This window comes from Aeromonas sp. (assembly GCF_051657805.1).
Lineage (GTDB): Bacteria > Pseudomonadota > Gammaproteobacteria > Enterobacterales > Aeromonadaceae > Aeromonas.
Genome location: NZ_JBOFLJ010000054.1, coordinates 1 through 25098 on the forward strand (window position 1 = coordinate 1; position 25098 = coordinate 25098).

Consider the following 25098-nt stretch of genomic DNA (forward strand, 5'->3'; position numbering starts at 1 on the left):
GGAGACCAGTCTGCGGCGCACCCGGGTCACCGCCGGGGCGATCGCAGACGTCGTGGCGCGCGGGACCGGGAGCCCGGTCCAGCGGATGCTGGAAGGGGAGCGGGACAAGCTGCTGCGGATGGAGGATCAGCTGCACAGCCGGGTGATCGGCCAGGAAGAGGCGGTGGACGCCGTCTCCAACGCGATTCGCCGCTCTCGCGCCGGGCTGTCGGATCCGAACCGCCCCATCGGCTCCTTCCTGTTCCTCGGGCCGACCGGGGTGGGCAAGACAGAGCTGTGCAAGGCACTGGCCGAGTTCCTGTTCGATACCCAGGAAGCCATGGTGCGCATCGACATGTCCGAGTTCATGGAGAAGCACAGCGTAGCCCGGCTGGTGGGGGCGCCTCCGGGATACGTGGGTTACGAGGAGGGCGGTTATCTGACCGAGGCGGTGCGCCGTCGCCCCTACTCGGTGATCCTGCTGGACGAGGTGGAAAAAGCCCACCCGGACGTGTTCAACATCCTGTTGCAGGTGCTGGACGACGGTCGCCTGACCGATGGTCAGGGCCGCACCGTGGACTTCCGCAACACCGTGGTCATCATGACCTCCAACCTCGGCTCGGATCTTATCCAGGAGCATCACTCCGAGAAGGATTACGACGAGATGAAGGGCATGCTGATGGAGGTGCTGACCCGCAGCTTCCGTCCGGAGTTCATCAACCGGATCGACGAGACTGTGGTGTTCCACCCCCTCGGCGAGGATCACATCAAGTCCATCGCCCGCATCCAGCTCAAGAGCCTGATGGGCCGTCTGGAGTCCCAGGGCTTCGAGGTGGAGGTGAGCGAGGAGCTGCTGACCAAGCTGGTGCATGCCGGTTTCGATCCCGTCTACGGGGCGCGTCCCCTCAAGCGGGCGATCCAGCAGAAGGTCGAGAACCCGCTGGCCCAGGCCCTGCTCAGCGGTCGGGTCATCCCCGGCAAGAAGTTGCTGCTGGGTGCCGACGGCCACGGTCTCACCATGAGCCAGCCATAAGGGTGTTATCGATGAAAACGCAGGCCTGGTGCCTGCGTTTTTATTTTCAGGGAGTTGAGATGATCAAGTTTTCTGTGCTGGTGGATGACGAAGTGCATCACCCTGCTTGTGTTCCCGAGAGAGGGCTGGCCCTGCTGCTGGAGTGCGATGGCCTGAGGGTGTTGTTTGATAGCGGCAGAGGGCAGGCCTTGCGCCCCAATGCCGAGGCGATGGGTGTGGATCTCGGCTCCCTCTCCCATGTGGTGCTGTCCCACGGCCATTACGATCACGTGGGCGGCGTCGGCGCGCTGCCGCCCTATGCCGAGCCCATTCCCCTGATCGCCTGCCCTGACGTGTTTCATGAACGGGGCTATTTCCTGCCGCTGCCGTTTCGGCGATTTAACCTCTATCGCCTCTCTGGGGGGCTTGAACCCTCAGCCCTGGCTGCGAGGGGGCTGATCCCCCAGTGCTCGGCCGAGCCGGTCTGGCTGTCCGAGCGCCTGGTGTTTCTGGGGTCCATTCTGAGGCGGGATCGGGCCAAGCCCTCCCTGCTCGGCTACATAGTGCGCGGCGGGCGGGTGGAGAAGGATCTCATCAGCGATGATTCCGCCATGGCCTACAAGGGTGAGCAGGGACTGATCATCTTTATCGGCTGCGGCCATGCCGGGGTCGAGAATATCGTTCAGCGGGCCAGGGAGGTCTGCGGTGATGAGCGGGTGCACGCCATCATCGGCGGCCTGCATCTGAAGTTCTCGGGGGCGGGGCGTGCCAGGGCGCTGGGTATGTATCTGGAGCAAGAAGGGGTAGGTCAGCTCTTTGCCTGCCACTGTACCGGTGACCGGAAGAAAGGGCTGCCGCGGCAAACCCACATAGGGGCGGGGTTTGAATATCAATTCGGTTGAGCGACTTATCGCGTCGGTACTTCGCGTAATGGGGTGAGTGCTCGGCACACTGCTCCGTGCGGATCGCCTGCCCTCGGGCTGGCGTTTTTGTATTTCCCGCTCAAAAAAGGCCTCGAAGGGGGCTGTTTCGCCGGACAAGGATGCTATTCTGTAAACCACTAATGACTATATTGTTATTTTTAGAAGAGGGATCCGCCGCCGATGAAACTACCCTGCTCACTCCTCCTGCTCTGGGTCAGTCTGAGCCCTCAGTGGGTACTGGCGGCGCAAGCCGTCCAGGACGTACCCGAGATCTGCGCCACCTGTCACAGCATGAACGGCGTCCCCAAGGAGCCGAATATTCCCAACCTGTGGGGGCAGTCCGAAGCCTATCTCAGCGAACAACTGCGCGCCTTTCGCAGTGGCAAGCGGGTCAGCGACTTCATGAACCCCATCATCTATCAGCTCAGCGACGAGCAGATTGCCCGCGCCGCCAAGCACTTCGCCAGCCAGGCCGAGGCCAAGACGGTCCCGCTGCACTGGAGCGGCGACAAGTGGCCGGGTGACATGGAAGCCGGTGAGCGACTGGCCCTGGCCGGCAAGCCGGATCGCAACCTGCCCGCCTGCGTCGCCTGCCATGGGCCGAGCGGTGTCGGGGTGAGCCCGCTGTTCCCGCGCCTCGCCGGTCAGGATCCCGCCTACCTCAAGCGTCAGCTGCACTACTGGAAGGCGAACAAGCGCCCGGATGGCGCTATGGGCTCCATGCCTGCCATCGCCAAGGCCCTGAGCGATGCCGAGGTGGATGCGGTGGCCAACTACTTTGCGGCGTTGGGGGTGGCGAAATGAAGGCTCTCTATCTGTTGACCTGCCTGCTGGCGGGCCTGGCTCAGGCCGAATCCTTCGACGATCAGTTCAGCGTGCCCCTCGGCGAGAAGGCGCCTGATGGCCAGTATCATCAGGTACCCGACTGGTCTAAGGTGCCGGACGGCGAGATGGGGGCTGCCATCAAACGTGGCTACAGCCTGTTCGTCAACACCCAGCAGCTCAAGGGGCAGGGCCAGCCGAACAATGCGCTGCAATGCAGCAACTGCCACCTGGGCAGCGGCATCATTGCCGGTGCCAGCCCGCTGTGGGGGGCCTATCCCGCCTACCCCGCCTATCGCAAGAAGAACAACAAGGTGAACACCTATGAGGACAGGTTGCAGGGCTGCTTCCTGTTCTCCATGAACGCCAAGGGGGGCGAGCCGCCGGCCTATGACAGCCAGGCCATTCGCGATCTGGTGGCCTACTCCTACTGGCTGGCGAGCGGGGCGGCCATCAGCGACAAGCTGCCGGGCCGCAACTTCTTCGCGGTGGCCGAGCCCCCCAAGGCCCCCGACTTCAAGCGCGGCCAGGCCGTCTACGTAGAGCGCTGCGCCGATTGTCATGGCGCCAGCGGCGAGGGCAAGAAAGTCGCCGGGCGACATGTGTTCCCGCCGCTCTGGGGCAAGGAGAGCTACAACTGGGGGGCGGGCATGCACGGCATCGACAAGGCCGCAGCCTTCATCAAGAGCAACATGCCGCTCTCCCAGGGAGGGAGCCTCAGCGATCAGCAGGCCTGGGACGTCTCCTTCTACATCAACAGCCAGGAGCGGCCGCAGGATCCCAGGTTCAAGGGGGAGCTCGGCCAGACCACCAGGGAGTATCACGGCAAGTATTCCCAGTACGGGCTGGCCTCGCCGGTGGATGGCCACCTGCTGGGCAGCAAGGCGTACTGACGAAAGTGGTGATGAAAACGGGGGCTCAGGCCCCTTTTTTCTTGGCCAACATAGCGTGGGGAGGATAAAAAAGCGGCAATCCGAAGATTGCCGAGAGGAATGTATTCGATGCGATCTGAGGTGGGTTGAGCGGATCGCAGGGGCAAGCCCCGGGGTCGGCAGGCATGGTCAGCGACCCTGCCTGCCTTACAGCCAGCCGGGATACGCTCTCCACCCCGGCTGACCAGCTTCGCTATCGCATTCGTCCCGCACCGTTTTGCCGCGATAGGAGGACAGATGCAATCAAATCAATTCGTTACAGCATGCCCGGCACGGCAGCCTTCATTTCGGCCGGCCAGACGCCGACCTGTACCTGACCGATGTGCTCTTTTTGCAGCAGCAACATGGCGAGGCGGGATTGGCCGATGCCGCCACCGATTGTCTGGGGCATCTCGCCCGCCAGCAGAGCCTGGTGCCAGTCATATTGAAGGCGATCCTCGTCCCCCGTGGTGGCGAGCTGGCGGCGCAGGGCCTCGGCGTCAACCCGGATCCCCATGGAGGAGATCTCGAAGCTGTCTTCCAGCACAGGGTTCCACACCAGGATGTCACCGTTCAGACCGGCAAGACCCTGGCCGAGATCGCTCTCGCTGCTCCAGTCGTCGTAGTCCGGGGCACGTACGTCATGACGCTCGCCGTGAGACAGGGCGCCGCCGATGCCGATGAGGAACACAGCCCCCAGCTCCTTGGCGATGGCGCGCTCGCGGCCCTTGGCGTCCAAATCCGGGTAGCGGCTCAGCAGCTCTTCACTGTGCAGGAACTGGATCTCGCTCGGCAGGAAGGGGGTCAGCTCGTGCTCGGCGCAGACCGCGCGCTCTGTGGCCTTGATGGCGGTCCAGATGCCGCGCACCGTCTCCTGCAGATAGGCCAGATCCCGGCGCTCGCTCGGCATCACCTTCTCCCAGTCCCACTGATCCACGTAGACGGAGTGGATGGGGGTGAGGCGGTCTTCGTCCGGGCGCAGCGCCTTCATGTGGGTGTAGATGCCCTCGCCGGGGCCGAAGCCGAAGCGACCCAGGGTCTGGCGCTTCCACTTGGCCAGGGAATGCACCACCTCGTAGCTGTGCTCCGGCAGTGTCTTCACCTTGACCTGCACTGCATGCTCGCAGCCGGAGAGGTTGTCCTGAGTGCCGTCACCGACCCGGCTCAGGATGGGGGCTTGCACCTCCATCAGGCCAAGCTGCTGGGCGAGTTGGCGGGAGAACATCTCTTTGACGAAGCTGATCTGCTGTTGGCTGCGAATGTAGTGCTGTTTCATGGGAAATACCTGTCTTGAACCCGTTGGATGTAGCGATTCTTCAACAGATGGCGCACTAAATTCAATATTCGATAATAGAAATAGGCTTTACGTGTTTTTTTCTTCAAAATAACCGCTGAGTTACTGAAATATCGTCAACGGGAGTGCAAAAAAGTGCCGGAAAATTATCGGATCGATAATCTCGATCAGGCCATCCTCACCGCCCTGATGGACAATGCGCGCATCCCTTATGCGGAGCTTGCAAAACAACTGGCGGTCAGCCCGGGCACCATCCATGTGCGGGTGGAGAAGATGAAGCAGGCGGGGATCATAGAGGGCACCCGGGTGCAGGTGAATGCCAAGAAGCTGGGCTACGACGTCTGCTGCTTTATCGGCATCAACCTCAAGAGCGCGAAAGATTACCCCTCGGCCCTGGCCAAGCTGCAGGCGCTGGACGAGGTGGTGGAGGCCTACTACACCACGGGTCACTACAGCATCTTCATGAAGGTGATGACCCGCTCCATCGACGAGCTGCAGACCGTGCTTATCCACAAGATCCAGACCATAGATGAGATCCAGTCCACCGAGACCCTGATCTCCTTGCAGAACCCGATCCTGCGGGATGTAAAACCCTGATGGGAATGGCTTTTACGTCAGGGGCGGGAAGTCTCTCCTTGGCATAAGGGCCGTGTGCTTTGCCCGCTCCGCTTCTACCGGGGCTAGGTCTGGCCGGCGGTGGCCCATTAACCAGGTGAGCCATGTGAGTGGCACTGAGTTGAGCGGGCTAGAGCCGATCACGCCTTCGACCCCTTGCTTGCGTTGCCAAGCAGACCGCTCAGACAGCTGTGAAGTTAGCCATTTAAAGACTGAATGCGATGTTTTTGATTCAAATGTAGAGGTTTTGACTGCCACACAGGGGCGGTCGCCAAGGGATCCAGCCCCGATAACCCTTGTCAGGGGGCGACATAGGGGATGCCGTACTTGATGTAGAGGGCCTTGAGACGGCCATCCTGCTTCATGTGCAGCAACTCGGTATCGTAGGCGGCCATCAGGGCCGGGGTATCGGCATCGGCGCGGGCGCGGGTCCAGGCGTTGAAGTAGGGGCTGGTGCGCAGGGGCTTGGGCAGGTAATCGAGCTGGCCCTCCAGATGCTCCTCCTTGATCTGGGCAAAGGCGGTGACCAGGGGCATGGGCACCAGGTCGATGCGCCCGGCGATCAGCTTGCGCAGTTGCAGGGAGTTGATGGGGATCTCCTGGAAATGGTAGGCCGGATCCTGGCTGGCGGCCATCAGCTCCGGGGTATAGGCGAAATCCCTGGTGATGCCGATGCGCCAGGGTTTGAGGTCGGCGAGCTGGTCGTAGTGGATCTTCTCCTTGTCGCCCTTGCGCACGAAGAAGTGCCAGCTGTGCAGCAGGTGAGCCTGCTTCGGATAGATGAGGTAGGACTCCCGCTCCGGCTTGTAGGAGTGGGTCAGCACCAGGTCGTAGTCGCCGCCCTGGGCGTTGCGGGTGAGGCGGGCGCCCGATTCGGTCAGATCTATCTTGATCGGTACCCTGAGCGTCTCGAAGATGGTGCTGATCAGATCCACATCCAGCCCCTGAGGTCGGCCATCGGCATCCAGCCACTTCAGGGGCGGTTCTATGGTGCCGCCGATGACCAGCGTCTTGGCAGACAGCCAGCAGGGCAACAGCAGACAGAGCAGCAGCAAGGCTCGCAAATCATATCTCCTGAGTGCGCGGGGCAGGTGCACGATCATTTGGGTATAGTAGCCAGCATCTATGTCACAGAGGCGACCGCGGATGGCGAATCCTGAAATAGAAAGCGAGCTGGACGGCATCGACAGAGTTTCGGTCTGTCTCTATCGCCTTGGCCTCAGTCTGGCAGCTTTGCTGTTGCTGTGTCGAGGGGTCAGCCTGTTGATTGGGCAGGATATTTTATCGCACCGGTCCTGGTTGACGGCGCTGGTGGTGGGGAGCGGCCTGTGCGGCTTCTGCCTGCATATCTATGACAAGCGAGTGCGTTTCCTGCTGCAGGGATTTGCCTGGGGCGGCCTGATGCTGGCCGCCGCCGGGGTGCCGGATGCCCTGGTGCTGGGGGCGGCGCTGGCCACCCTGAGCGGGCTGGCGTACAAGGAGCAGTTCTGTTTCGCCATCCCGGGCATCCGGCTGGTGCCGTTGCTGCTCCCCCTGCTGTGGCTGCTGGAGGGGCTCAGGCTGGGATGGGGGGCGGCGCTGGTGGCCCTGGTGAGCGGGGCCTTGCTTGCCCTGCTCAGTCTGGCCAAGTGGCGCATGCCGCTGCACTTTGATATCGGGGATTGGAGCCGCTACCAGCTCTAGGCGGCCTGGCACTGCTTCATCTGCTGGTTGAGGGCGGCCATCACCTGCCGGCGACTGATGAGGCCCGTCACCTTGCCCTGTTGCAGCACAGGATAGATCTTGGGTCTGGCCCCCGTCATCTGGCGGGCCAGATCCAGGATGCTGTCGTCCGGGTCGACCGAGAGGGGCGTGTGGCTCATCAGATCCTCTACCTTGGTGCGGGTATCGCAGTAGTAGCTGCCGCTGAGCAGGCTGGGGATGCAGTCCTGCTCGGACAGGAAGCCGACGAGCTGGCGCTGGGCGTTTAGCACCGGCAGGCCGCTCAGGCCGGCGCTGTGCAGCCGGTCCAGTGCCTCGGCGAGGCTGAGTTCCGGGCTGAGGAAATGGGTGAGGCGCTGCATATGATCGCGAACTTGTAGCATGATGGGTCTCCGTGCGTTTCAATGGAGTCACTATGCCCGCCGGGATGGGGGACGGGCCAATGGGTTATGCCTCGCCCATTGATAGGTGTTGGGCGCGAGGTGTGGCCAGCCGGGTGCTCAGGCTGGCGCTATCAGACAAGGAGAGGTTATGCGTGCATTGGTGACGGGCTGTGGCCGCCGACTGGGTTTCTACCTGTGCGAGCGGCTGGTGGCATCGGGTTGGCAGGTGACAGGCAGCTATCGCAGCGAGCGGCCCGAGCTGGCGCACCTGCGCGCCCTCGGGGTGGAGCTGGTGCAGGCAGATTTTGCCGGCGAGGGGGAGGTGGAGCGGCTGATCGACGCCCTGGCCGCTCACGAGGATCTCGGGCTCATCATCCACAACGCCTCGGCCTTCGAGCCCGAGGCTTCAGACGCGGCGGCGCAGCGCGAGCAGTTCGAGCGCTTCTACCGGGTGCATATGGCGGCGCCCTTCGCACTGAACCGGGCGCTGGCACCCCAGCTGGCGCGCCAGGGCAACGCCAGCATCATCCACATCACCGACATCTACATTCACGCACCGGCCCCCCAGTTTGCCGCCTATGTGGCCACCAAGGCGGGGGCTCATTCGCTGGCCATGAGCTTTGCCCGCGAGTTGGCGCCCGGGGTGCGGGTCAACACCATAGAGCCCGGTCCCATACTGTTTCTCGATGAACACGGGGATACCTGGCGCCAGCAGGTGCTGGCCAGGACGCCACTGGCGCGGGAGGGGGGGCTGGCACCCATATGGCAGGCGGTGCAGCTCCTGATGACCAACGACTACATGACGGGGGCCAGCATCCGGGTGGATGGCGGCCGCGCCCTGGCGGTCATCTAGGTGAGCAACCCCGGCCACTGGCCGGGGGAGACGACGGCCTCAGTGACGGGGGCCGTCCGGATGGGGGGAGGCTGTCTGGGGCTGGGCCGGGATCTTGCCCTCCTCCAGTGGTTGCCACAGCTCGACGGGGCCCTGTCCGAGCAGGGGGGCCGTGAAGACCTTGCTGGTCGGCAGCCGCAGCACCACCTTGCGCTCGTGCACCTGACCCAGGCCATAGAACTCGGCGAGCAGTTCCCCCAGGTAGGTATCCACCCCGGCCCCCGCGAAGTCGTCCCCCAGCCCCTGGGCCAGGATGTCGATATCCAGGGGTCTGTCCGTCACCTTGCACAGAGGATTGCTGCGATCCCGGCCGTGGGCCAGCTCCATGAGGACGAACTCCGCCTTCAGCTGGGGCTGGGAGAGCTCGCTCTCGATGACGAACAGGCAGTTGAGAAAGTCGTGGCGCGAGTGCATGCCCACCGGCTTGGTCTGAATCACCGAACTCAGCCGCAGATGACCGAAGCGGGCAAGCAACTCGGCCACGGCCTGACCGACGTGCTGGGCCGGCTCCAGATTCGATCCAATGCTACACAGATAGAACATGCTGTCCGCTTCCTTGGGATAGGCTCGTTTGAAATATATACGCAGCTCACGGTTATCGTGTTCACTATGAATTAACATGGTTTTATCTGTTGTGATCCAACTCTTATTGGCAGAAAGGAGGTCCATATGAGTGTTGAGATGAAATGGGCGTTGTTGACCGCCTCCGGGGCCCTGGCCCTGATCCTCGTCATCTGTGTGTTATCCGTCGGGCTGGCATAAGCGCTCCGATCGAGACGAACCGGCCCCTTGGCCGGTTTTGCTTTTTGGGGGAGTGCGGATATGCTGACCCACCCATGAAAAAGCGAGACAGTTCGAGATGACCAAGGTACGGCCGCGTTCTCTTCTTCAGGTGGTGTTGATGGGCTTCGTGCTGGTCTTGATGCCCCTGGGAGGCATGATCTGGCACGACAGTCAGGCGCTCTCCCACCTGAGCCAGCTGACCAGCGATGAGCTGGAGCGGGCGGTGCGCGATACCCGGCGGGCGACCCTGCTCGGCGCCCAGGCGGTCGATCTGGAACGCACCCTGCGCCGTTACGCGATCCTGGGGGACGAGCGCATCCTCGGCAGCTATCAGCAGCAGCTGGCGAGCTACCGGGCCCTGCTCGCCACCCATCAGCAGTCCATTCCTGACGCGACCGCCTATGAGGGCCTCGAGTCCTCCCTGAGCTGGCTGGACAGCCTGCAGGATCTGCGCAAGGCCAGGAATGAGACCGCCAGCCCCCGGTTTGAGGAGTTCAACCGGCTCAACGACCAGCTGGAGGAGATCACCAGCGGCCGGGTCGATGAGCAGGTGGTGCGCATGCGCACCGCCATCGCCGATCTGAGAACCGAGATCTGGTGGGCCAGTGGCTTCGTGGCCGTGCTCAGCCTGCTGCTGGCGCTGCTGTTCACCTACCTCATCATCCACCCAGTACGTCAGATTGAGTCGCGGATCCTGAGCCTGGGCGCCGGTGTGGAGCCGGACAAGCGCTCGGTGGACGGGCCCGCCGAGCTGGTGCTGCTGGGGGAGCGGATCGGCTGGCTGCACGAGAAGCTCAAGGAGCTGGAACAACAGAAGTATCAGTTCCTGCGCCACGTCTCCCACGAGTTGAAGACCCCGCTGGCCGTGTTGCGAGAGGGGGCGGATCTGCTGTCGGAGCAGCTGGTGGGCCCCCTCAATCCGGATCAGCAGGAGATCTGCCAGATGCTGGAGGAGAACAGCCGCCGTCTGCAGACCCTGATCGAACGGCTGCTGGACTTCAATCGCCTCAGCCAGCAGGAGGTGTTCAGCTTCACTGCGGTACCTTTGGGTCCCTTGTTGTCAGAATTGTCCGCAGAGTACCGGCTGGCGCTGGAATCCAAGGAAATCAGTGTACACTTGCCGTCCGAACCGCTCAGTCTGCAGGCAGAACCCTATCGCCTGCGGCTCATCCTGGACAACCTGTTTTCCAACGCCGTCAGCTACGGCGCCAAGGGGGGGCAGATCTGGATCCGGGCCGGTATGGAGGCCGGCGGCAGCTGGCTGGAAGTGGCCAACGAAGGGCCCGCCATCCCCCCTGCGGAGCGTGAGCGGATCTTCGAGCCGTTCGAGCAGGGCAGCACGGTACGCCAGGGCCTGTTGAAGGGCTCCGGGATGGGCCTCTCCATCGCCCGCGAGTCGGCGATGAGCCTGGGAGGGGAGCTGAAACTGGTCGACGATGAGCAGGCGGATGTCTGCTTCCGGTTGACGCTGAAGTGATACCCGAACCGGCGCTATTCAGGATATCCGGTGACAGGGTGATGAAGATGAGATTGATTGACGCCAGACAGGCCTCTGCCTGTCTCCCGCTTGGATCTGAAGTGAAGTCCACAATGAAACGATTTGTTGTTCCCATATTGATGATGAGCCTGCTGCCTGGCTGTTCCATGTTTCCATCGGGCAGCCTGACGATGCCCTCCGATGAAGCCGTCGCCAAGCGCAGGGAATTTGCCAACAAGGAGATGCAGGTCCGCCTGCAGTACTCTGACTGGCTGCTGGCCAGCCATCCCCAGCAGCGGGTGCAGGAGCGCCAGCGGCTCAAAGGCGCCAGCGACCTCGAGAGCCGGGTCAGCCTGGCCATGGTCAACACCCATCCGTCCGAGTCGGTGGCGAGTCGCCGGGCCGGGCTGGATCAGCTCAAGGCGCTGCTGCCCGAGCTCGGGCTGGATGCCCAGGCCTTCCTGCGCAGCTGGATAGCCCTCGGCGAGGAGTTGCTGGCCCGGGACAGCCGCCGCGATGATCAGAGTCAGGAGGTGCAGCGTCTGCGCCGCCAGATCGAACAGCTCACGGCCATCGACGAGCAGCTGAATCGGCGTAAGCTCAATGGTGGGACCCAGCCATGACGAGACGGTCTGGGGAGGGCATGAGCGCCCCAATCGGGGCGAAAGGGGGAATGGCATGAGCCGCATTCTGCTGGTGGACGACGACGCCAGCCTGCTCAAGCTGATGAGCATGCGCCTGCGCAGCCAGGGCTACGAGGTGGATACCGCCGACAGCGCCGAGGGTGCGCTGGACAGGCTACGCCAGCAACGGGCAGACCTGGTGCTGAGCGACCTGCGCATGGGGGGCATGGACGGGTTGGCGCTGTTCGAGCGGATCCAGTCCCAGTGGCTCGGCATGCCGGTCATCATCATGACCGCCCATGGCACCATTCCCGACGCCATCCAGGCGACCCGCTCAGGGGTGTTCAGCTTCCTCACCAAGCCCATCGACAAGGATGAGCTGCTGGTCACCATAGAGCATGCCCTCAGCCTCACGCGTCCCAAGCAGCAGCAGGAGTGGCAGTCCCTCATTCAGACCCGCAACCCGCAGATGGAGCAGTTGCTGATCCAGGCGAGCAGCATAGCCGCCATGGAGGTGCCCGTGCTGATCCTGGGGCCTTCCGGCTCGGGTAAGGGTGTGATGACCCAGGCCCTGCATCAGGCCAGCAGCCGGCACGACAAGCCGCTGCACGCCATCAACTGCGCCGCCCTGCCCTGGGCCGCCCTGGATCTGCAGCTGTTCGGGGAGGATGGACAGTCCGGCCTGTTCGCCCAGGCCAAGGGGGCTACCCTCTTCCTCGACGAGATAGGCAACCTGTCGGAGTCCCTGCAGGCCAAGTTGCTGCAGGTGCTGGCGGAATATGGCCAGGGCACCCCGGAGGTGAGGGTCATCAGCTCCAGCCATCAGGATCTGGTCACGGCCATGGAGGAGGGGCGTTTTCGGGAGGATCTCTTCTACCGCCTCAACGTCGCCAACATTACCCTGCCCCCCCTGAGCGCCCGCAGCGAGGACATTCCCCTGCTGGCGCGTCAGGCGCTGGACGATTACCGCAGCCGCAACGACAGCTGCGCCGCCCTCGGCTTCTCGCCGGAGGCGCTGGCCCTGCTGGCGGCGGCGGCCTGGCCCGGCAATGTGCGCCAGCTGTACGGGGTGGTGGAACAGCTCGCCAGCCTCTGCTGCAGCCCGGTGATCGGTGCCGCCATGGTGGAGTCGGCCCTGAGCGGTGGCGGCGGTGGCATCCCCTCCTTCAACGAGGCCCGCGCCGAGTTCGAGAAGGAATACCTGATCCGCTTGCTGCGCACCACGGAAGGCAACGTGACCCTGGCGGCCAACATGGCGGGCCGCAATCGCACCGATTTTTACAAGTTGCTGAATCGCCACAGCATAGAGGCGGCGAACTTCAAGCTGAAGGGCTGATCCCAAGGGATCAACGAGGGGTAAATGAAAACGCCCTGACCACCTTGGTGGTCAGGGCGTTTTGCTAATCAGCGTCTTGCAGGCTCAGGCGGGGTCGGTCGCATTGGTCGTGGCTTGAGCCTTCAGGGTTTTATGGGAGAGCCAGAGGCCGCTCGCCTTCATCAGGTAGCCGAACAAGGCACCAATCACGAGGGATGGCAGGATCAGTCGCCACTCCCCGGCCGCGCCGAAGGTGGCGCAGCAACCGGCGAAGGTGCCGGGAATGTAGGCGAGCCACTGCTGCTTTGCCTGCACGCACATCAGGGTCGCGACCACCCCCGTCATCAGATAGCCCGCCATGCCGGCGCCCCACCAGCTCTCCCCATGGATCAGCAACAGGGCCCACAGCATGCCGGTGGCGTTGCACAGCAGGGTCTGCAGCAGCGCCTTGTAGCCGCCGCTCGAGGCGAAATAGCTGGTGCAGCCGAGGAAGCCGACCCAGGAGATGAGGCCGAGGGCCGCGGCCAATCCACCCCAGACGGCGGAGAGGATTCCGGTCGTGATGGCGATGGCGATCAGTGGGCTCATGTCATGATTCTCAGTGATGGATCTGGAAAAGCAGGCAGCCTACCCCTCGCAAGGGGGGCGGCAAGCAGGGGCGGGATTGTGTGTGATCTCGGTCACTCTTTTCAACTCGGGAATACGCTTGCGCTCGCGAAAAAAATTCATGGTGGCTTTTTGAGCGCTGCACCATAGTTAGAGGCCCTGTCCTGCTCCTGGAGTGAGTCTGATGGCGCCAAATGTGATCGTTCCCCTGCTGGTCTTCATCCTGCTGTTCCTGGTCGGTACCATGGCCAAGGCCCTGCCGGTCTACCAGATGATGTAAGCCGTGAAATAAAACCTCGCCGGGGCCGGTCTTGATCCATGTCGCCTCATAGCCCCGGGAGTTTCTTCATGTTGATCAAGCGTTCTACCCCCCATCACCCCACCGAGCGGGATGTCACCCCGGAATCCGTCTATCAGGATCGTCGTCTCATCCTCAAGGGACTGGGATTGGGCGCCGCCGCGACCCTGGCTTTCCCGGCCAAGGCCAGCCTGCTGGATCTCTTCTCCACCGAGAAACCCGTACCGGGCCCCGCCACCAAGGCTCTCAACTACAAGGCCGCGACCCGACCGGAGGGGATGATCCTCACCCCGCTGGAGAAGGCGACCACCCACAACAACTTCTATGAGCTCGGCACCGACAAGGGGGATCCGGCCCGCAACGCCCACTATCTCAAGCCGGAGCCCTGGACCCTGAAGGTGGAAGGGGAGGTGGCCAAGCCCTTCACCCTGGATGTGTGGGATCTCATCAACACCACGACTCTGGAGGAGCGGATCTACCGGCTGCGCTGCGTGGAGGCCTGGTCCATGGTGCTGCCATGGAGCGGCATCTCGCTGGCGGAGATCATCCGCCGTGCCGAACCCACCAGTCGTGCCAAGTTCGTGGCATTCGAGACCCTCTACGATCCCGAGCAGTTGCCGGGGCAGGCCTCGCGTGGCCTGGGGGGCGGTATCGATTATCCCTATGTGGAGGGGTTGCGCATGGATGAGGCGATGCACCCGCTCTCCTTCCTGGCGATGGGGCTCTACGGCAAGACGCTGCCCGCCCAGAACGGCGCCCCCATCCGGTTGGTGGTGCCCTGGAAGTACGGCTTCAAGAGCATCAAGAGCATCGTCTCCATCCGACTGGTGGAGGAGATGCCCCCCACCACTTGGAATCTGCTGGCGCCGAACGAATACGGCTTCTACGCCAACGTCAATCCGCAGGTGGACCACCCGCGCTGGAGCCAGGCCAGCGAGCGTTTCATCGGCGAGGGGGGCATCTTCGGGGCCAAGCGTCAGCCGACCCTGATGTTCAACGGCTACGGGGACGAGGTGGCCTCCCTCTATCAGGGCATGGATCTGCGTAAATGGTACTGAGAACCTGTGCACGCTCTTACTGCGAGGCCGTGATCAAGGCTCATGTGCTGCTCGGAACCCTCATGTGTATTTACACACTCCGGTTCCTGCGCTGCTCTTCACCTTGCTTCCGACCTCTCGCGACAGATCGTGAGCAGGTTCTTAAAGTGGACTAAAGAGGGAATCGAACTCATGACATTGAGACTGACCACCCGACATATCGCCTGGTTGCGGGCCCTGGTGCATCTGGGGTCACTCGGCTTCCTGCTCTGGCTGGGCTACGCCGTGCCGGCAGGCCTGCTGGGAGGGGATCCGGTGCAGGGGCTGACCCACTACCTCGGTAAGGGAGCCCTGCACCTGCTGCTGCTGACCCTGCTGGTGTCACCCCTCGCCAAGCGCTGGCGGCAGGGGCAGCTCATCAAGTTGCGCCGTCCCCTCGGGCTCTGGTGCGCGGCCTGGGCCAGTTTGCACTTCATGGTCTGGTTGGGGCTGGATCTGCAGTTTGACTGGAGACTGATAGGCGGCGAGCTGGTGAAACGCAGTTACATAGTGGTGGGGGCCATCGCCCTGCTGTTGCTGCTGGCGCTGAGCATCACCTCCATCCCGGCCCTGTTGCGGGCCATGGGGCCGAGCTGGCAGCGTCTGCACAACTGGATCTATGCCCTGGCCCTGCTGGTACCCATCCACTACTGGTGGTCGGTCAAGAGTGGTTGGCAGGAGCCACTGGTTTATCTGCTGGTAGCCTGTGCCCTGCTGGTGCCCAGGCGCGATAAATTGCTGCGACCCTGGCGCCAGCGTCAGCAGAGGCGGGCCGGGTTGAAAGAGGCTTGAGTCTGTAGGGGCCTTGTCCGCCTTCATCCCCAACGAAAAAGAGGCCTAGTCGGCCTCTTTTTTCTGGGTGATCTCGCCGCTGTAGGCATCGACGCTCAGTTGCACCATCTGCTCCCTGGCATCCAGGGTGCTGACCTCGAATCTGTCTCCTTCCAGCTCAATTTCCCGAATGTCGTGATACCCTTGAGCCAGCAGCAGCTTGACCAGGGCCGGCATGTCCAGACGGGTCAACGCCGCCCAGCCAAATGAGGAAAAGAGACAAAGGATCAGCAGGATACTGCGTGGGATCATATTCATTCCGGATTCATGGCTGGCACACTATAAACGCCATTATGTTAGGTTTTATGAGATGAATCACCCATGAATAGAGCCCTGCCCCTGTTGGGACTGTTGCTGCCGGCCCTGGTCCAGGCGGCCATGCCGAACGAGGCCTTGCTGCAGCAGGCGGTCGGCGAGGGGAAGATCCGGCCCTTTCATGAGTTGATGGAGGTAGCCTCCCGGCTGCCGGTGCGGGTGCTGCGGGTCGATCTCGGCGAGGAAGATGGGGTCTGGCTCTATGAGCTCAAGCTGATCGACGACGAAAACAGCGTGATCAAGGTGGGTTATCGCGCCGATAATCTGGAGATGGTGTGGCTCAAAGGACACCATCTTGAGCGCCTGTTCGAGCCCCGCTCCTCGCCGGTAGAAGAGTGAGTCTGCTGACTCCCCCTATCCGCCCGTACCGGGCGCTGTCCCGGATCCACGCCGACGGGAGGGCAGAGCCCCTCTTGCCGTTGGCAACAACACCTTGGACTAAGATTCATGCGCATTCTGATTGTTGAAGATGAGAAGATCCTGGCGGGCCAGCTGGCCGAACAACTGCGCCTGTCGGGTTTCGTGACCGACCTCTGCCACGATGGCAACGAGGCGGGCTTCCTCGGTGAGACCGAACCCTATGACGCCATCATCCTGGATCTCGGCCTGCCGGGGCGGGATGGCCTGAGCGTGCTCAAGGAGTGGCGCAGCAAGGGGATAGACACCCCTGTGCTGGTGCTGACCGCCCGCGGCCAGTTGCACGAGAAGATAGAAGGGCTCAACGCCGGGGCCGATGACTACCTCACCAAGCCGTTCCAGGTCGCCGAGCTGGTGGCCCGGGTCCATGCCCTGGTCCGTCGCGCCGCCGGCAATGCCAGCTCCATCCTCGAGATCGGCGGGGTGCGCCTCGACATGGCCGCCTCTCAGGTCTGGTACGAAGGCACCCCCATCAAGCTCACCGCCCACGAATTCCGGGTGCTGGGTTACCTGATGCAGCACAGGGGCAAGGTGGTGTCCCGCAGCGAGCTCATCGACCACATCTATGCTCAGGATTTCGACCGGGACTCCAACACCGTCGAGGTATTCATCGGCCGGATCCGCAAGAAGACCCACGCCGATCTGATCGAGACGGTGCGCGGGCTAGGGTACAGGATCAACGAATGATCCCCCTGACTGGCGGCGCTTGCATCGGCGCCGAGCATAACGGGGTGGCGCCATGAGACTGGTTCGTACCCTGCGCGGCCGGCTGGTGGCCATCGCCCTGGTCTGGTGCGGCCTCTTCCTGTTCGCCACCGGCTTCAGCCTGCAGACCATGATGCGCAACTACTGGCAGGAGGCGGAGGCCGACGGCCTGAGGCTGCAGCTCTACGATCTGCTCTCCCGCCTCGAGATCCAGCACAACGGCCTGCCCGTGGTGACCGAACCCATGGCGGATCCCCGCTACCGTCAGCCCTATTCGGGCTACTACTGGCAGCTGGAGCTGGGGGGAGAGGTGATAGGCCGCTCCCGCTCCCTCTGGGATACCCACCTCAGCGCCCACGGCCTGAAGTCCGCCTTCGGCGATCCGGATCTCTTCGTCGGCAGGGGGCCGAACCGGGAACCCCTGCTGATCATGACCCGCACCGTCTTGCTGCCGGGGTCGGATCGGGTGTTCACCCTGGTGATGGCGAAAGACAGCACTGTGCTGACCCAGACCCTGAAGAAGACCCGCATCAGCCTCTTCCTCGGCCTCGGCTTCGCCGCCGCCGGTCTGGTGCTGGGCTTCATGTTCCAGATCGTCTACGGCCTGCGCCCGCTGCACCTGCTGCGCCGCGAGCTGGGCCGGGTGCATCAGGGCCATCAGGAGGGGTTCCGGCTGCGCTATCCGCTGGAGATCCAGCCCCTGGTGGAGGACATCAACCGGCTGCTGCACCACTACGGCGAGTTGCTGCAACGGGCCCGCTCCCACACCGGCAACCTGGCTCATGCCCTCAAGACGCCCCTCAGCATCATGCGCAATCAGGTGGCCCAGCTGCCTCCCGAGGATCAGGCCGCCATCGGCGAACAGCTCGACAAGATCCAGCGCCACATCGACTACCACCTCGGCAAGGCGCGGGTGACAGGCGCCGCCAAGATCCTGGGGGTCTCGACCCCGGTGCGGGCCCGGGTGGAGTACATCTGCCGCGCCTTCTCCCGCCTCTATCCGGGCAAGGAGGTGGATCTGCAGGTGCCCGCCAACCTGGCGGTGGGGGTGGAGGAGCAGGACTTCGACGAGATGGTGGGCAACCTGCTGGAGAACGCCTTCAAGTGGTCCGCCGGTCGGCTGCGCATCTCCAGCGCCGAGCTGGGGGGCTGGATCACCCTGCGCATCGAGGATGACGGCCCCGGCATGAGCGAGGATCAGATCGCCAAGGCGGTGCTGCGCGGGGTGCGCCTCGACGAGAAGGTGCCTGGCTCCGGCCTCGGTCTCAACATAGTCTCCGATCTGGCGGAGGCCTATCGCGGTAGCCTCATCATGGGGCGGGCCGAGCTGGGGGGATTGGCCGCCTCCCTGTCGTTGCCCAAGGTGGCGCGGGTCGATGGCTAGTTGCCAAGATCGGCCGGCCATTCTGCTGGGATGGCTGGATTTGGGGCGCTCTCCCTTGAGCCAAAGTGGCAAGGGGCGGGCGCTCGACATAAGATAAGGCTCTTGTTTCAAGCCGTAGGAAGGTAGCAATGACTGACGATCCGTGGGCACTGTGTCATCTCGATGATTCGTTCGATGCCTCGGTACTGGGTACCAAGGGGGCCCAGATCCAGTGGTTCGAGGACAGGGAGGCCCTGATCGAGTTTCTGCTTGAGGACTTTGTCGACCTGCTGGCCGACGTGGGCGAGCTGGACGAGGATCAGACCGAGAGCGCGCGGGAGCGCTTCACCCTGCTGGTGGAACAGAGCCTGGACGACCGCAGCCTGATGGATGCCATCAACGATCTCGCCTCCGGCCTGCGCCGCATCGCCTGGCTGGGACCGCTGTCCGAGCTGGCGGAGATCAGCGACGACTTCGCGAGCGGGCTGCGCGCCTTCTTCTGGACCCAGTATGACGGTGATGAGGACGACCCCGAGGCCTGGGTGCCGGAGGATCTCTGGCCACAGCTGGTGGAGTGTGCGGAAGAGTACATGGTGGAAGGGGACTTCTGATCCACCTCACCGCGACTCTGGCTGCTAAGCGGGTGGAGTGTGCGGAAGAGCACAAGGTGCAAGGGGATTTCTGACCCTTGCCACCGGGATAGAAAACGGCGCCTTGGAGGCGCCGTTTTTATTGGTCAAGGCTGCACTCAGGCGTTGGCCGGCACCTCATGGGCCGTGTTGATAAGCTCCGGGCCTTGGTACTTCTCGATCTGCAGCTGGGCCATATGGCCGCAGTTGCCCTGGGCCAGGCTGGATGAGCCCTCATCGAAGGTGAGGCAGTTGACGTTGCCGTTCTTGCACAGGCTCCCCGCCTCGCCCGGTTTGGCCGGATCGAACCAGGCCCCCTCACAGACGCGCACTACCCCGGGCCGGATGTCTTTCGACACCAGGGCGCCCACCAGGATCTGGCCGCGCTCGTTGAAGGCACGCACCAGATCGCCATCCTTGATGCCCCTCGCCTTGGCGTCGTCCGGGTTGATCAGGATGGCCTCCCGATCGGCGATGGCGAACTTGTCCCGCAGCGGCGTGTTGTCCAGCTGGGAGTGCAGCCGCTGGGTCGGGTGCGAGGTGTTCAGGGACAGGGGATAGCGGCTGGCCTGCTCGCTCCGGTACCACTCCTTGGGCTCATACCACCTGGGGTGGCCGGCGCAATCGGCATAGTTCATGCCCGCTACGGTGTTAGAGAAGATCTCTATCTTGCCGGACGGGGTACCGAGGGGGTTCAGCAGCGGGTTCTCGCGAAAATCGGCGTGACGGATCCATTGGCGATTCGCCTCCGGGATGGGGAAGCGGATGTAGTTGTTGGAGGCCCAGAACATGTCGAACGGCGGCAGCGCCACCTTGGCTCCACGGGCCTGGGCGGCCATGCCGTCATACATCTGCTTGAGCCAGAGGGTCTCGTCCTTGCCCTCGGTGTAGGCCTCCTGCAGGCCGAGCTTGGCGGCGACGGCGCTGAAGATGTCGAAGTCGTTGCGCGCCTCGTGCTGGGGCGGCACGCACTGGTGCATGGGGAAGACGTAGCGCTGGGAGTAGTCGCCCCCCATCTCCAGATCGTTGCGCTCATAGCTGGTGGTCACCGGTAGCACTATGTCCGCGTGCTTGGCGGTGGCGGTCCAGTAAGGCTCGTGGACGATGACGGTCTGCGGCTTGCGCCAGGCTTCCAGCAGGTTGTTGGTGTCCTGATGGTGGTGGAAGGGGTTGCCCCCCGCCACGTAGACCAGTTTGACGTCTGGGTAGGTCACCTTGCGGCCGTTGAAGTCGATGGTCTTGCCGGGGTTGGCGAGGCAGTCGGCGATACGGGCCACCGGGATGGGGGCCGGGCTGTTTTGCGGCGCCGTCCCCGCCGAGATGCCGGCCAGAATGCCCCCCTTGGCGGTGGGGCTGCCGCCGGAGGAGTAGTGGTAGCTGAAGCCATAGCCACCCCCCGGCAGGCCGATCTGACCCAGCATGGCGGCCAGGGTTATCAGCATCCAGTTCGGCTGCTCGCCGTGATGCTGCCGCTGCATGCCCCAGCCCGCCATGATCATGGTGCGCTTGGACGCCATGTCGAGGGCCAGCTGGCGAATGACCTTGGCGTCGACGCCGCAGATGGCGGCGGCCCACTCGGCGTCCTTGGGCTGACCATCATCTTTGCCGAGCAGGTAGGGGAGGAACTTGTCGAAGCCGGCGGTGTAGCGATCGAGGAAGGCCTGATCGTGCTTCTGCTCGCTATGGAGGGTGTGGGCCACCCCCAGCATCATGGCCACGTCGGTATAGGCCTTGGGGGCAATCCACTCGGCCCCCGCCAGCTTGGCGGTCTCGTTGTAGACGGGGTCTATGCTGATGACTCGGGTGCCCTTCTCCTTGAGCGCCTTGAAGCCGGCCTGCCCCTCGTGATCCGGCATGTTCCAGCTGTTCTTCAGGGTCACCTGGGCGTTGACCCCCCACAGAACAACCAGCTCGGCGTTTTCCACCACGTTCGGCCAGGCGGTCTGCTGCTCGTACACCTCGATGGAGCCCATTACGTGGGACATGATCACCTGGGCCGCACCGGTGGAATAGTCACCGGCATAACCGGTGAAGCCGCCAGCCAGGTTCATCAGCCGGTGCAGCAGGGTGCGGCAGTTGTGGAACATGCCGACGCTCTTCCAGCCGTAGGAGCCGGCGTGGATGGCCTGGGGGCCGAAGTCGCTCTGCACCCGCTTGATCTCGCCGGCCACCAGTTCGATGGCCTTGTCCCAGCTCACCTTGACCCACTCGTCGGCACCGCGCAGCTCGGGGCTCGCGCCCGGGCCGCGCTCCAGCCAGCTCTTGCGTACCATGGGGTACCTGATGCGGTTCTTGGCATGGACCTGGAAGGGCGCCATGTCGATGAGCTCGTTCGGTGCCGGATCATCGGCCACCGGTTGCACCCGGATCATGCGGCCATCGGCGACTATGGCCTCGAAGGCTCCCCAGTGGGCGCCGGTGAGAATGCCCTTCTGGGCCGGCACCAGGGTCGGGAACTGCTCAAGGGCCGTGCTGATGGCCTGGGCCAGGGCGCTCTTCGGGAAGATGCCGGCCAGCAGCGGCAGGGCGGCGCAGGCGCCCAATCCCTTGAGCAGGTTGCGGCGGGACAGATTGGTGTCTTGGTCATTGAAAAAAGTCATGGGAGATTCCTCTGTTCCAGCCTCAGTGGGCCGCACTCATGTCACTGGCGTGTTTTTGCACGTACTGGGTCAGCATGCGTGACTGCTCCGGGGTGAGGGAGGTACGCGATTCCATGCCCTTGATGACGCCAATCCACTGGTTGGCATTGAAGTGATCCAGAGCGGTCAGGCCGTGACAGCCGGTGCAGTTGTTGGACATCAGGGTGGAGGCGTATTGCCACAGCTTGCCCTGATCACCGATGAGCTGATCCTGATCCACCCAGGCGGTCAGCTTGACCTGATGCCAGGTGAGGTTGGTGGCGGCATCGGTCTCGCTCTTGCCGGTGACCAGCGCCTGCTTGGCATTGTCACCGACCAGCACGCTCAGGATCCGCTTGCCGGGAGCGGCGTAGAACACCTCGCTCACCCCATCCTGTTGCCAGCCTTCGATCTGCACCTGGGCGCGTTTGCCCTCGTTGGCAACTATCTCCACCCGGGTGGATGGCATCAGGGTGCCCTCGTCGGTGCCGGCCTTGGCATCGAGGTAGAGGGGGGTGGTGGCGATGGCATAGCGGGTGGTGACGCTGGCCGGGGTCTGGGCGGCGGCGGCGGCCAGTTCGCTGGCACCGGCGGCGGCCAGCTCGCTCATGTCAGGCATGATGTGGGCGACGCCTCGGTGGCAGTCGATGCAGGTCTGGCCCTCCTTGATGGCGACCGGGTGTTCGGCCCGGGCGTTCGGGCGCTGGGCCAGGATGTCCATGGCCTCATAGCTGTGGCAACTGCGGCAGGTAGCGGAGTCGTTTGCCTTGAGCTGATCCCAGACGGTCTGGGCCATGTGCAGCTTGCGGGCCTCGTATTTCTTCGGGGTGTCCAGGGTGCCGAGGGCCTCGTGGTAGATGTCCTTCACCGCGCGGATCTTGGTCCACAGGTAGGAGGCTGGCTCATTGGGGATGTGGCAGTCGGCGCACTCGGCACGGATCCCTTTCACGTTCTGGAAGTGGACGCTGCCCTGGTATTCGGCGAGGGGGGTCTGCATGGAGTGGCAGGATACGCAGAACTCGGTGGAGCTGGTCTTGTGCAGCACGGTAACGGTGACCCCCAGGGCCGCGACGCCCAGCAGGGCCCCCAGCAACAGGAGCCAGAACCAGCTCTTTCTCAACATTTTTCCAAACATGGCGTCATTCCCCAAAATCAAATAATACCAATATAGTAGTAGTCATCGATGGCCGGGGCGTTGACCCCGGTCATATTTACATTTTTGAAAACAATGATCTTTTTGTCGAATAATCCGTCAGTTAGCAGTGGTTTCCAGCTGCGCTGACGGCGGATGGGCGTCAGAGACTGTCTCTGGATCGACCGGGAGGGTGAAAAAACAGACCCGTACGAGCTGGCTCCTGATCGCGGCAAGGGGGCAGGCGCCATCTCATGACGGACGGTGGCGGCAGGCTTGGGATTTACGGAATGAGGCATGTATACTGTTCGCATATACAGTGTTCAGGTCATGCCGTCATGCGACTCTTCATCGCCGAAAAACCCAGTCTGGGCCGTGCCATCGCCGACGCCCTGCCCAAGCCCCACAAGAAGGGGTTGGGCTTCATCGAAACCGGCCAGGGGGACGTGGTGACCTGGTGCATCGGCCACCTGCTGGAGCAGGCGGAGCCCGACGCCTATGACGCCGCCTACAAGCAGTGGCGCATGGAGTCGCTGCCCATAGTGCCGAGCCAGTGGCAGCTGGTGGCCAAGCCCAAGACCAGGGCTCAGCTCACCGCCATCAAGGGGCTCATCAAGCGGGCCGACTGCGTGGTCAATGCCGGCGACCCGGACCGGGAAGGGCAGCTGCTGGTGGACGAGGTGATCGATTTTCTCGGCTATCCCAAGACCAAGCCGGTGCAGCGCTGCCTCATCAGCGATCTCAACCCGCCGGCGGTGCGCCGCGCCCTCGACAAGTTGCGTGACAACAAGGAGTTCGTGCCGCTGGCGGTATCGGCCCTGGCCCGCAGCCGCGCGGACTGGCTCTATGGCATCAACATGACCCGGGCCTACACCCTGCTCGGTCGCAAGGGGGGTTGCAGCGAGCTGCTGTCGGTGGGGCGGGTGCAGACCCCGCTGCTGGGGTTGGTGGTGCGGCGGGATCTGGAGATCGAGGCCTTCGTGCCGAAACCCTTCTTCGAGGTGCTGGCCCATGTGATGACTCAGGGCAACGAGCGGTTCAGTGCCAAGTGGCTGCCGTCCGAGGCTTGCGCCCCCTGGCAGGACGAGGAGGGGCGGGTGCTGAACCGGGCGCTCGCCGCCAAGGTAGTGGAGCGCATCCAGGGCCAGGACGCCCTGGTGGAGGAGGTGGAGGAGCAGGCTCGCAAGCAGTCGGCGCCGCTGCCCTACAACCTATCCAGCCTGCAGATCGATGCCGCCAAGCGTTTCGGCATGGATGCCAAGCGGGTGCTGGATGTCTGTCAGGGGCTCTACGAGCGCCACAAGCTCATCACCTATCCCAGATCCGACAGCCGCCACCTGCCGAGCGATCACTTCAGCCGGGCGCCCCAGGTGCGTGAGGCCATCGCCGCCACGGCGCCGGCGCTGGCCAGGGCGGTGAGCGAGGCGGACGGCAAACTGCGCAGCAAGGCGTGGAACGATGGCAAGGTGGATGCCCACCACGCCATCATCCCCACCGAGAAGCGGGGCAACGAGGCCAGCCTCTCCGCCGAGGAGAGCAAGATCTATGGGCTGGTCGCCCGCCAATACCTGCTGCAGTTCTATCCGCCGTTTGAGTACAACGACAGCAAGGTGCTGCTGCGCATCGCCGGCGGCCTGTTCCAGGCCAAGGCTCGCCGTATCCTCAAGGCCGGCTGGAAGGCGCTGCTCGGGGTCGAGGAGGATGACGACGAGGAGAAGGCCGGCACCCTGCCCGCCCTGCGCCAGGGGGAACGTCTCCTGTGCGAGCGGGGTGAGCTGCTGGAGAAGATGACCCAGGCCCCCAAGGCGTTTACCGATGCGACCTTGCTGGCCGCCATGACCGGCATCGCCCGCTACGTGCAGGATCCCGAGATCCGCAAGACCCTTCGCGAGACAGATGGCCTCGGTACCGAGGCGACCCGGGCCGGCATCATCGACCTGCTGTTCAAGCGCCGCTTCCTGGTGCGTCAGGGCAAGAGCATCAAGGCGACCCCCACGGGGCGGGCGCTGATCCTGGCGCTGCCCACCACGGCCACCACGCCGGACATGACGGCGCTCTGGGAACAGCACCTCGGCCAGATCGCCGAGCGTCACGCCAGCTACCAGCAGTTCATGGGACCGCTCACCGAGCAACTGCACGCCCTGATCGAGGGGGCGAGGCAGGATTCTGGCGCCGGTTTCAGTGCCCTGCCCAAGGCACCTGAGGGGGCAGCCAAGCGTCGCTTCACCCGCCGTGGCAGCAGCAGTGGCAAGAGCGCTGGGAGCAAGGGGGCCAGCCCCCGCAAGAGTACGGGCAAGCGCACCACCAAGGCGGCTTGAGTCTTTCCGAAGGCGATGTCTGGATATAAAAAGAGGGGCCTTCGCCCCTCTCTTGTATCT

Annotated in this window: 26 protein-coding genes; 18 read left to right on the forward strand and 8 right to left on the reverse strand. The window is 63.5% G+C overall.

Annotation, left to right across the window (positions count from 1 at the left end):
• The 4 genes from ACRCYW_RS15940 to ACRCYW_RS15955 all read left to right on the forward strand — a co-directional run.
• Nucleotides 1–1012 (forward strand): AAA family ATPase (locus ACRCYW_RS15940; protein WP_438551025.1); only part of this gene is annotated, 1012 nt, incomplete at its 5' end.
• A gap of 59 nt (nucleotides 1013–1071) precedes the next feature.
• Nucleotides 1072–1893 (forward strand): MBL fold metallo-hydrolase, encoded by an 822-nt coding sequence (locus ACRCYW_RS15945; protein ID WP_438551026.1) that lies wholly within the window; start codon nucleotides 1072–1074, stop codon nucleotides 1891–1893.
• Nucleotides 1894–2094: 201 nt separating this feature from the next.
• Nucleotides 2095–2718, forward strand: a complete 624-nt coding sequence (locus ACRCYW_RS15950; RefSeq protein WP_438551027.1) for a c-type cytochrome — start codon at nucleotides 2095–2097, stop codon at nucleotides 2716–2718.
• Complete coding sequence (locus ACRCYW_RS15955) at nucleotides 2715–3629, forward strand: c-type cytochrome (protein WP_438551028.1); 915 nt, start codon at nucleotides 2715–2717, stop codon at nucleotides 3627–3629. The genes ACRCYW_RS15950 and ACRCYW_RS15955 overlap by 4 nt, the downstream gene beginning before the upstream one ends.
• A 295-nt stretch (nucleotides 3630–3924) precedes the next feature.
• Here the strand turns inward: ACRCYW_RS15955 and asnA are convergent, their stop codons facing one another.
• Nucleotides 3925–4923 (reverse strand): aspartate--ammonia ligase, encoded by a 999-nt coding sequence (gene asnA, locus ACRCYW_RS15960; RefSeq protein ID WP_438551029.1) that lies wholly within the window; start codon nucleotides 4921–4923, stop codon nucleotides 3925–3927.
• A 153-nt stretch (nucleotides 4924–5076) separates the two neighbouring features.
• On the opposite strand from asnA, the gene asnC reads away from it, so the two are divergent.
• Entirely contained in the window at nucleotides 5077–5538 is a 462-nt protein-coding gene (gene asnC / locus ACRCYW_RS15965; RefSeq protein WP_042870194.1) for a transcriptional regulator AsnC, read from the forward strand.
• 317 nt (nucleotides 5539–5855) lie between these two features.
• Here the strand turns inward: asnC and ACRCYW_RS15970 are convergent, their stop codons facing one another.
• The gene (locus ACRCYW_RS15970; RefSeq protein WP_438551030.1) at nucleotides 5856–6620 is read right to left on the reverse strand and encodes a substrate-binding periplasmic protein; all 765 of its coding nucleotides are present in this window, start codon (nucleotides 6618–6620) and stop codon (nucleotides 5856–5858) included.
• 82 nt (nucleotides 6621–6702) lie between these two features.
• On the opposite strand from ACRCYW_RS15970, the gene ACRCYW_RS15975 reads away from it, so the two are divergent.
• Entirely contained in the window at nucleotides 6703–7239 is a 537-nt protein-coding gene (locus ACRCYW_RS15975) for a DUF2301 domain-containing membrane protein (protein WP_438551031.1), read from the forward strand.
• Here ACRCYW_RS15975 and ACRCYW_RS15980 read toward each other — a convergent pair.
• Complete coding sequence (locus ACRCYW_RS15980; RefSeq protein WP_438551032.1) at nucleotides 7236–7640, reverse strand: CBS domain-containing protein; 405 nt, start codon at nucleotides 7638–7640, stop codon at nucleotides 7236–7238. The two genes, ACRCYW_RS15975 and ACRCYW_RS15980, sit on opposite strands and share 4 nt — an antisense overlap.
• Nucleotides 7641–7788: 148 nt before the next feature.
• Here ACRCYW_RS15980 and ACRCYW_RS15985 point away from each other — a divergent pair, with 148 nt between their 5' ends.
• Nucleotides 7789–8493 carry an SDR family oxidoreductase gene (locus ACRCYW_RS15985; protein ID WP_438551033.1) on the forward strand — a complete coding sequence of 235 codons (705 nt, stop codon included), beginning with the start codon at nucleotides 7789–7791 and terminating at the stop codon, nucleotides 8491–8493.
• A gap of 39 nt (nucleotides 8494–8532) precedes the next feature.
• On the opposite strand, the gene ACRCYW_RS15990 is transcribed toward ACRCYW_RS15985, so the two are convergent.
• Nucleotides 8533–9075, reverse strand: coding sequence for a 2-amino-4-hydroxy-6-hydroxymethyldihydropteridine diphosphokinase (locus ACRCYW_RS15990; RefSeq protein ID WP_438551034.1), 543 nt, complete (start codon nucleotides 9073–9075; stop codon nucleotides 8533–8535).
• Between the two features lie 126 nt (nucleotides 9076–9201).
• Between ACRCYW_RS15990 and ACRCYW_RS15995 the strand changes: the two genes are divergently transcribed.
• The 4 genes from ACRCYW_RS15995 to ACRCYW_RS16010 all read left to right on the forward strand — a co-directional run bounded on the left by ACRCYW_RS15995 (nucleotide 9202) and on the right by ACRCYW_RS16010 (nucleotide 12751).
• On the forward strand, nucleotides 9202–9294 hold the full coding sequence (locus ACRCYW_RS15995) for a cytochrome bd-I oxidase subunit CydH (protein WP_438551035.1): 93 nt from the start codon (nucleotides 9202–9204) through the stop codon (nucleotides 9292–9294).
• Nucleotides 9295–9391: 97 nt separating this feature from the next.
• The gene (locus ACRCYW_RS16000) at nucleotides 9392–10792 is read left to right on the forward strand and encodes a sensor histidine kinase (RefSeq protein ID WP_438551036.1); all 1401 of its coding nucleotides are present in this window, start codon (nucleotides 9392–9394) and stop codon (nucleotides 10790–10792) included.
• A gap of 113 nt (nucleotides 10793–10905) precedes the next feature.
• Complete coding sequence (locus tag ACRCYW_RS16005; RefSeq protein ID WP_438551037.1) at nucleotides 10906–11415, forward strand: hypothetical protein; 510 nt, start codon at nucleotides 10906–10908, stop codon at nucleotides 11413–11415.
• Nucleotides 11416–11470: 55 nt separating this feature from the next.
• On the forward strand, nucleotides 11471–12751 hold the full coding sequence (locus tag ACRCYW_RS16010) for a sigma 54-interacting transcriptional regulator (protein WP_438551038.1): 1281 nt from the start codon (nucleotides 11471–11473) through the stop codon (nucleotides 12749–12751).
• An 84-nt stretch (nucleotides 12752–12835) separates the two neighbouring features.
• Here the strand turns inward: ACRCYW_RS16010 and ACRCYW_RS16015 are convergent, their stop codons facing one another.
• The gene (locus ACRCYW_RS16015) at nucleotides 12836–13318 is read right to left on the reverse strand and encodes a DUF1097 domain-containing protein (RefSeq protein WP_438551039.1); all 483 of its coding nucleotides are present in this window, start codon (nucleotides 13316–13318) and stop codon (nucleotides 12836–12838) included.
• A 366-nt stretch (nucleotides 13319–13684) separates the two neighbouring features.
• Here ACRCYW_RS16015 and msrP point away from each other — a divergent pair, with 366 nt between their 5' ends.
• Both msrP and msrQ read left to right on the forward strand, forming a co-directional pair.
• On the forward strand, nucleotides 13685–14692 hold the full coding sequence (msrP, locus tag ACRCYW_RS16020; protein WP_438551040.1) for a protein-methionine-sulfoxide reductase catalytic subunit MsrP: 1008 nt from the start codon (nucleotides 13685–13687) through the stop codon (nucleotides 14690–14692).
• Between the two features lie 171 nt (nucleotides 14693–14863).
• Nucleotides 14864–15502, forward strand: coding sequence for a protein-methionine-sulfoxide reductase heme-binding subunit MsrQ (gene msrQ / locus ACRCYW_RS16025; RefSeq protein WP_438551041.1), 639 nt, complete (start codon nucleotides 14864–14866; stop codon nucleotides 15500–15502).
• Between the two features lie 45 nt (nucleotides 15503–15547).
• Here msrQ and ACRCYW_RS16030 read toward each other — a convergent pair whose 3' ends face one another.
• Nucleotides 15548–15799, reverse strand: a complete 252-nt coding sequence (locus tag ACRCYW_RS16030) for a PepSY domain-containing protein (protein WP_438551042.1) — start codon at nucleotides 15797–15799, stop codon at nucleotides 15548–15550.
• A 63-nt stretch (nucleotides 15800–15862) separates the two neighbouring features.
• On the opposite strand from ACRCYW_RS16030, the gene ACRCYW_RS16035 reads away from it, so the two are divergent.
• From ACRCYW_RS16035 to ACRCYW_RS16050, 4 genes are all read left to right on the forward strand, one after another.
• On the forward strand, nucleotides 15863–16195 hold the full coding sequence (locus tag ACRCYW_RS16035; protein WP_438551043.1) for a PepSY domain-containing protein: 333 nt from the start codon (nucleotides 15863–15865) through the stop codon (nucleotides 16193–16195).
• 108 nt (nucleotides 16196–16303) lie between these two features.
• Nucleotides 16304–16960, forward strand: a complete 657-nt coding sequence (locus ACRCYW_RS16040; protein WP_438551044.1) for a response regulator transcription factor — start codon at nucleotides 16304–16306, stop codon at nucleotides 16958–16960.
• A 52-nt stretch (nucleotides 16961–17012) separates the two neighbouring features.
• A complete protein-coding gene (locus ACRCYW_RS16045) occupies nucleotides 17013–18362 on the forward strand; it encodes a sensor histidine kinase (RefSeq protein ID WP_438551045.1) in 1350 nt (449 codons plus the stop codon).
• Between the two features lie 128 nt (nucleotides 18363–18490).
• Nucleotides 18491–18952 carry a hypothetical protein gene (locus ACRCYW_RS16050; protein WP_438551046.1) on the forward strand — a complete coding sequence of 154 codons (462 nt, stop codon included), beginning with the start codon at nucleotides 18491–18493 and terminating at the stop codon, nucleotides 18950–18952.
• 137 nt (nucleotides 18953–19089) lie between these two features.
• Here the strand turns inward: ACRCYW_RS16050 and torA are convergent, their stop codons facing one another.
• On the reverse strand, nucleotides 19090–21570 hold the full coding sequence (gene torA, locus ACRCYW_RS16055) for a trimethylamine-N-oxide reductase TorA (RefSeq protein WP_438551047.1): 2481 nt from the start codon (nucleotides 21568–21570) through the stop codon (nucleotides 19090–19092).
• A 22-nt stretch (nucleotides 21571–21592) separates the two neighbouring features.
• Entirely contained in the window at nucleotides 21593–22723 is a 1131-nt protein-coding gene (locus tag ACRCYW_RS16060) for a NapC/NirT family cytochrome c (RefSeq protein WP_438551048.1), read from the reverse strand.
• 335 nt (nucleotides 22724–23058) lie between these two features.
• Between ACRCYW_RS16060 and ACRCYW_RS16065 the strand changes: the two genes are divergently transcribed.
• Entirely contained in the window at nucleotides 23059–25038 is a 1980-nt protein-coding gene (locus tag ACRCYW_RS16065; RefSeq protein ID WP_438551049.1) for a DNA topoisomerase III, read from the forward strand.
• Nucleotides 25039–25098: the final 60 nt, after the last annotated feature.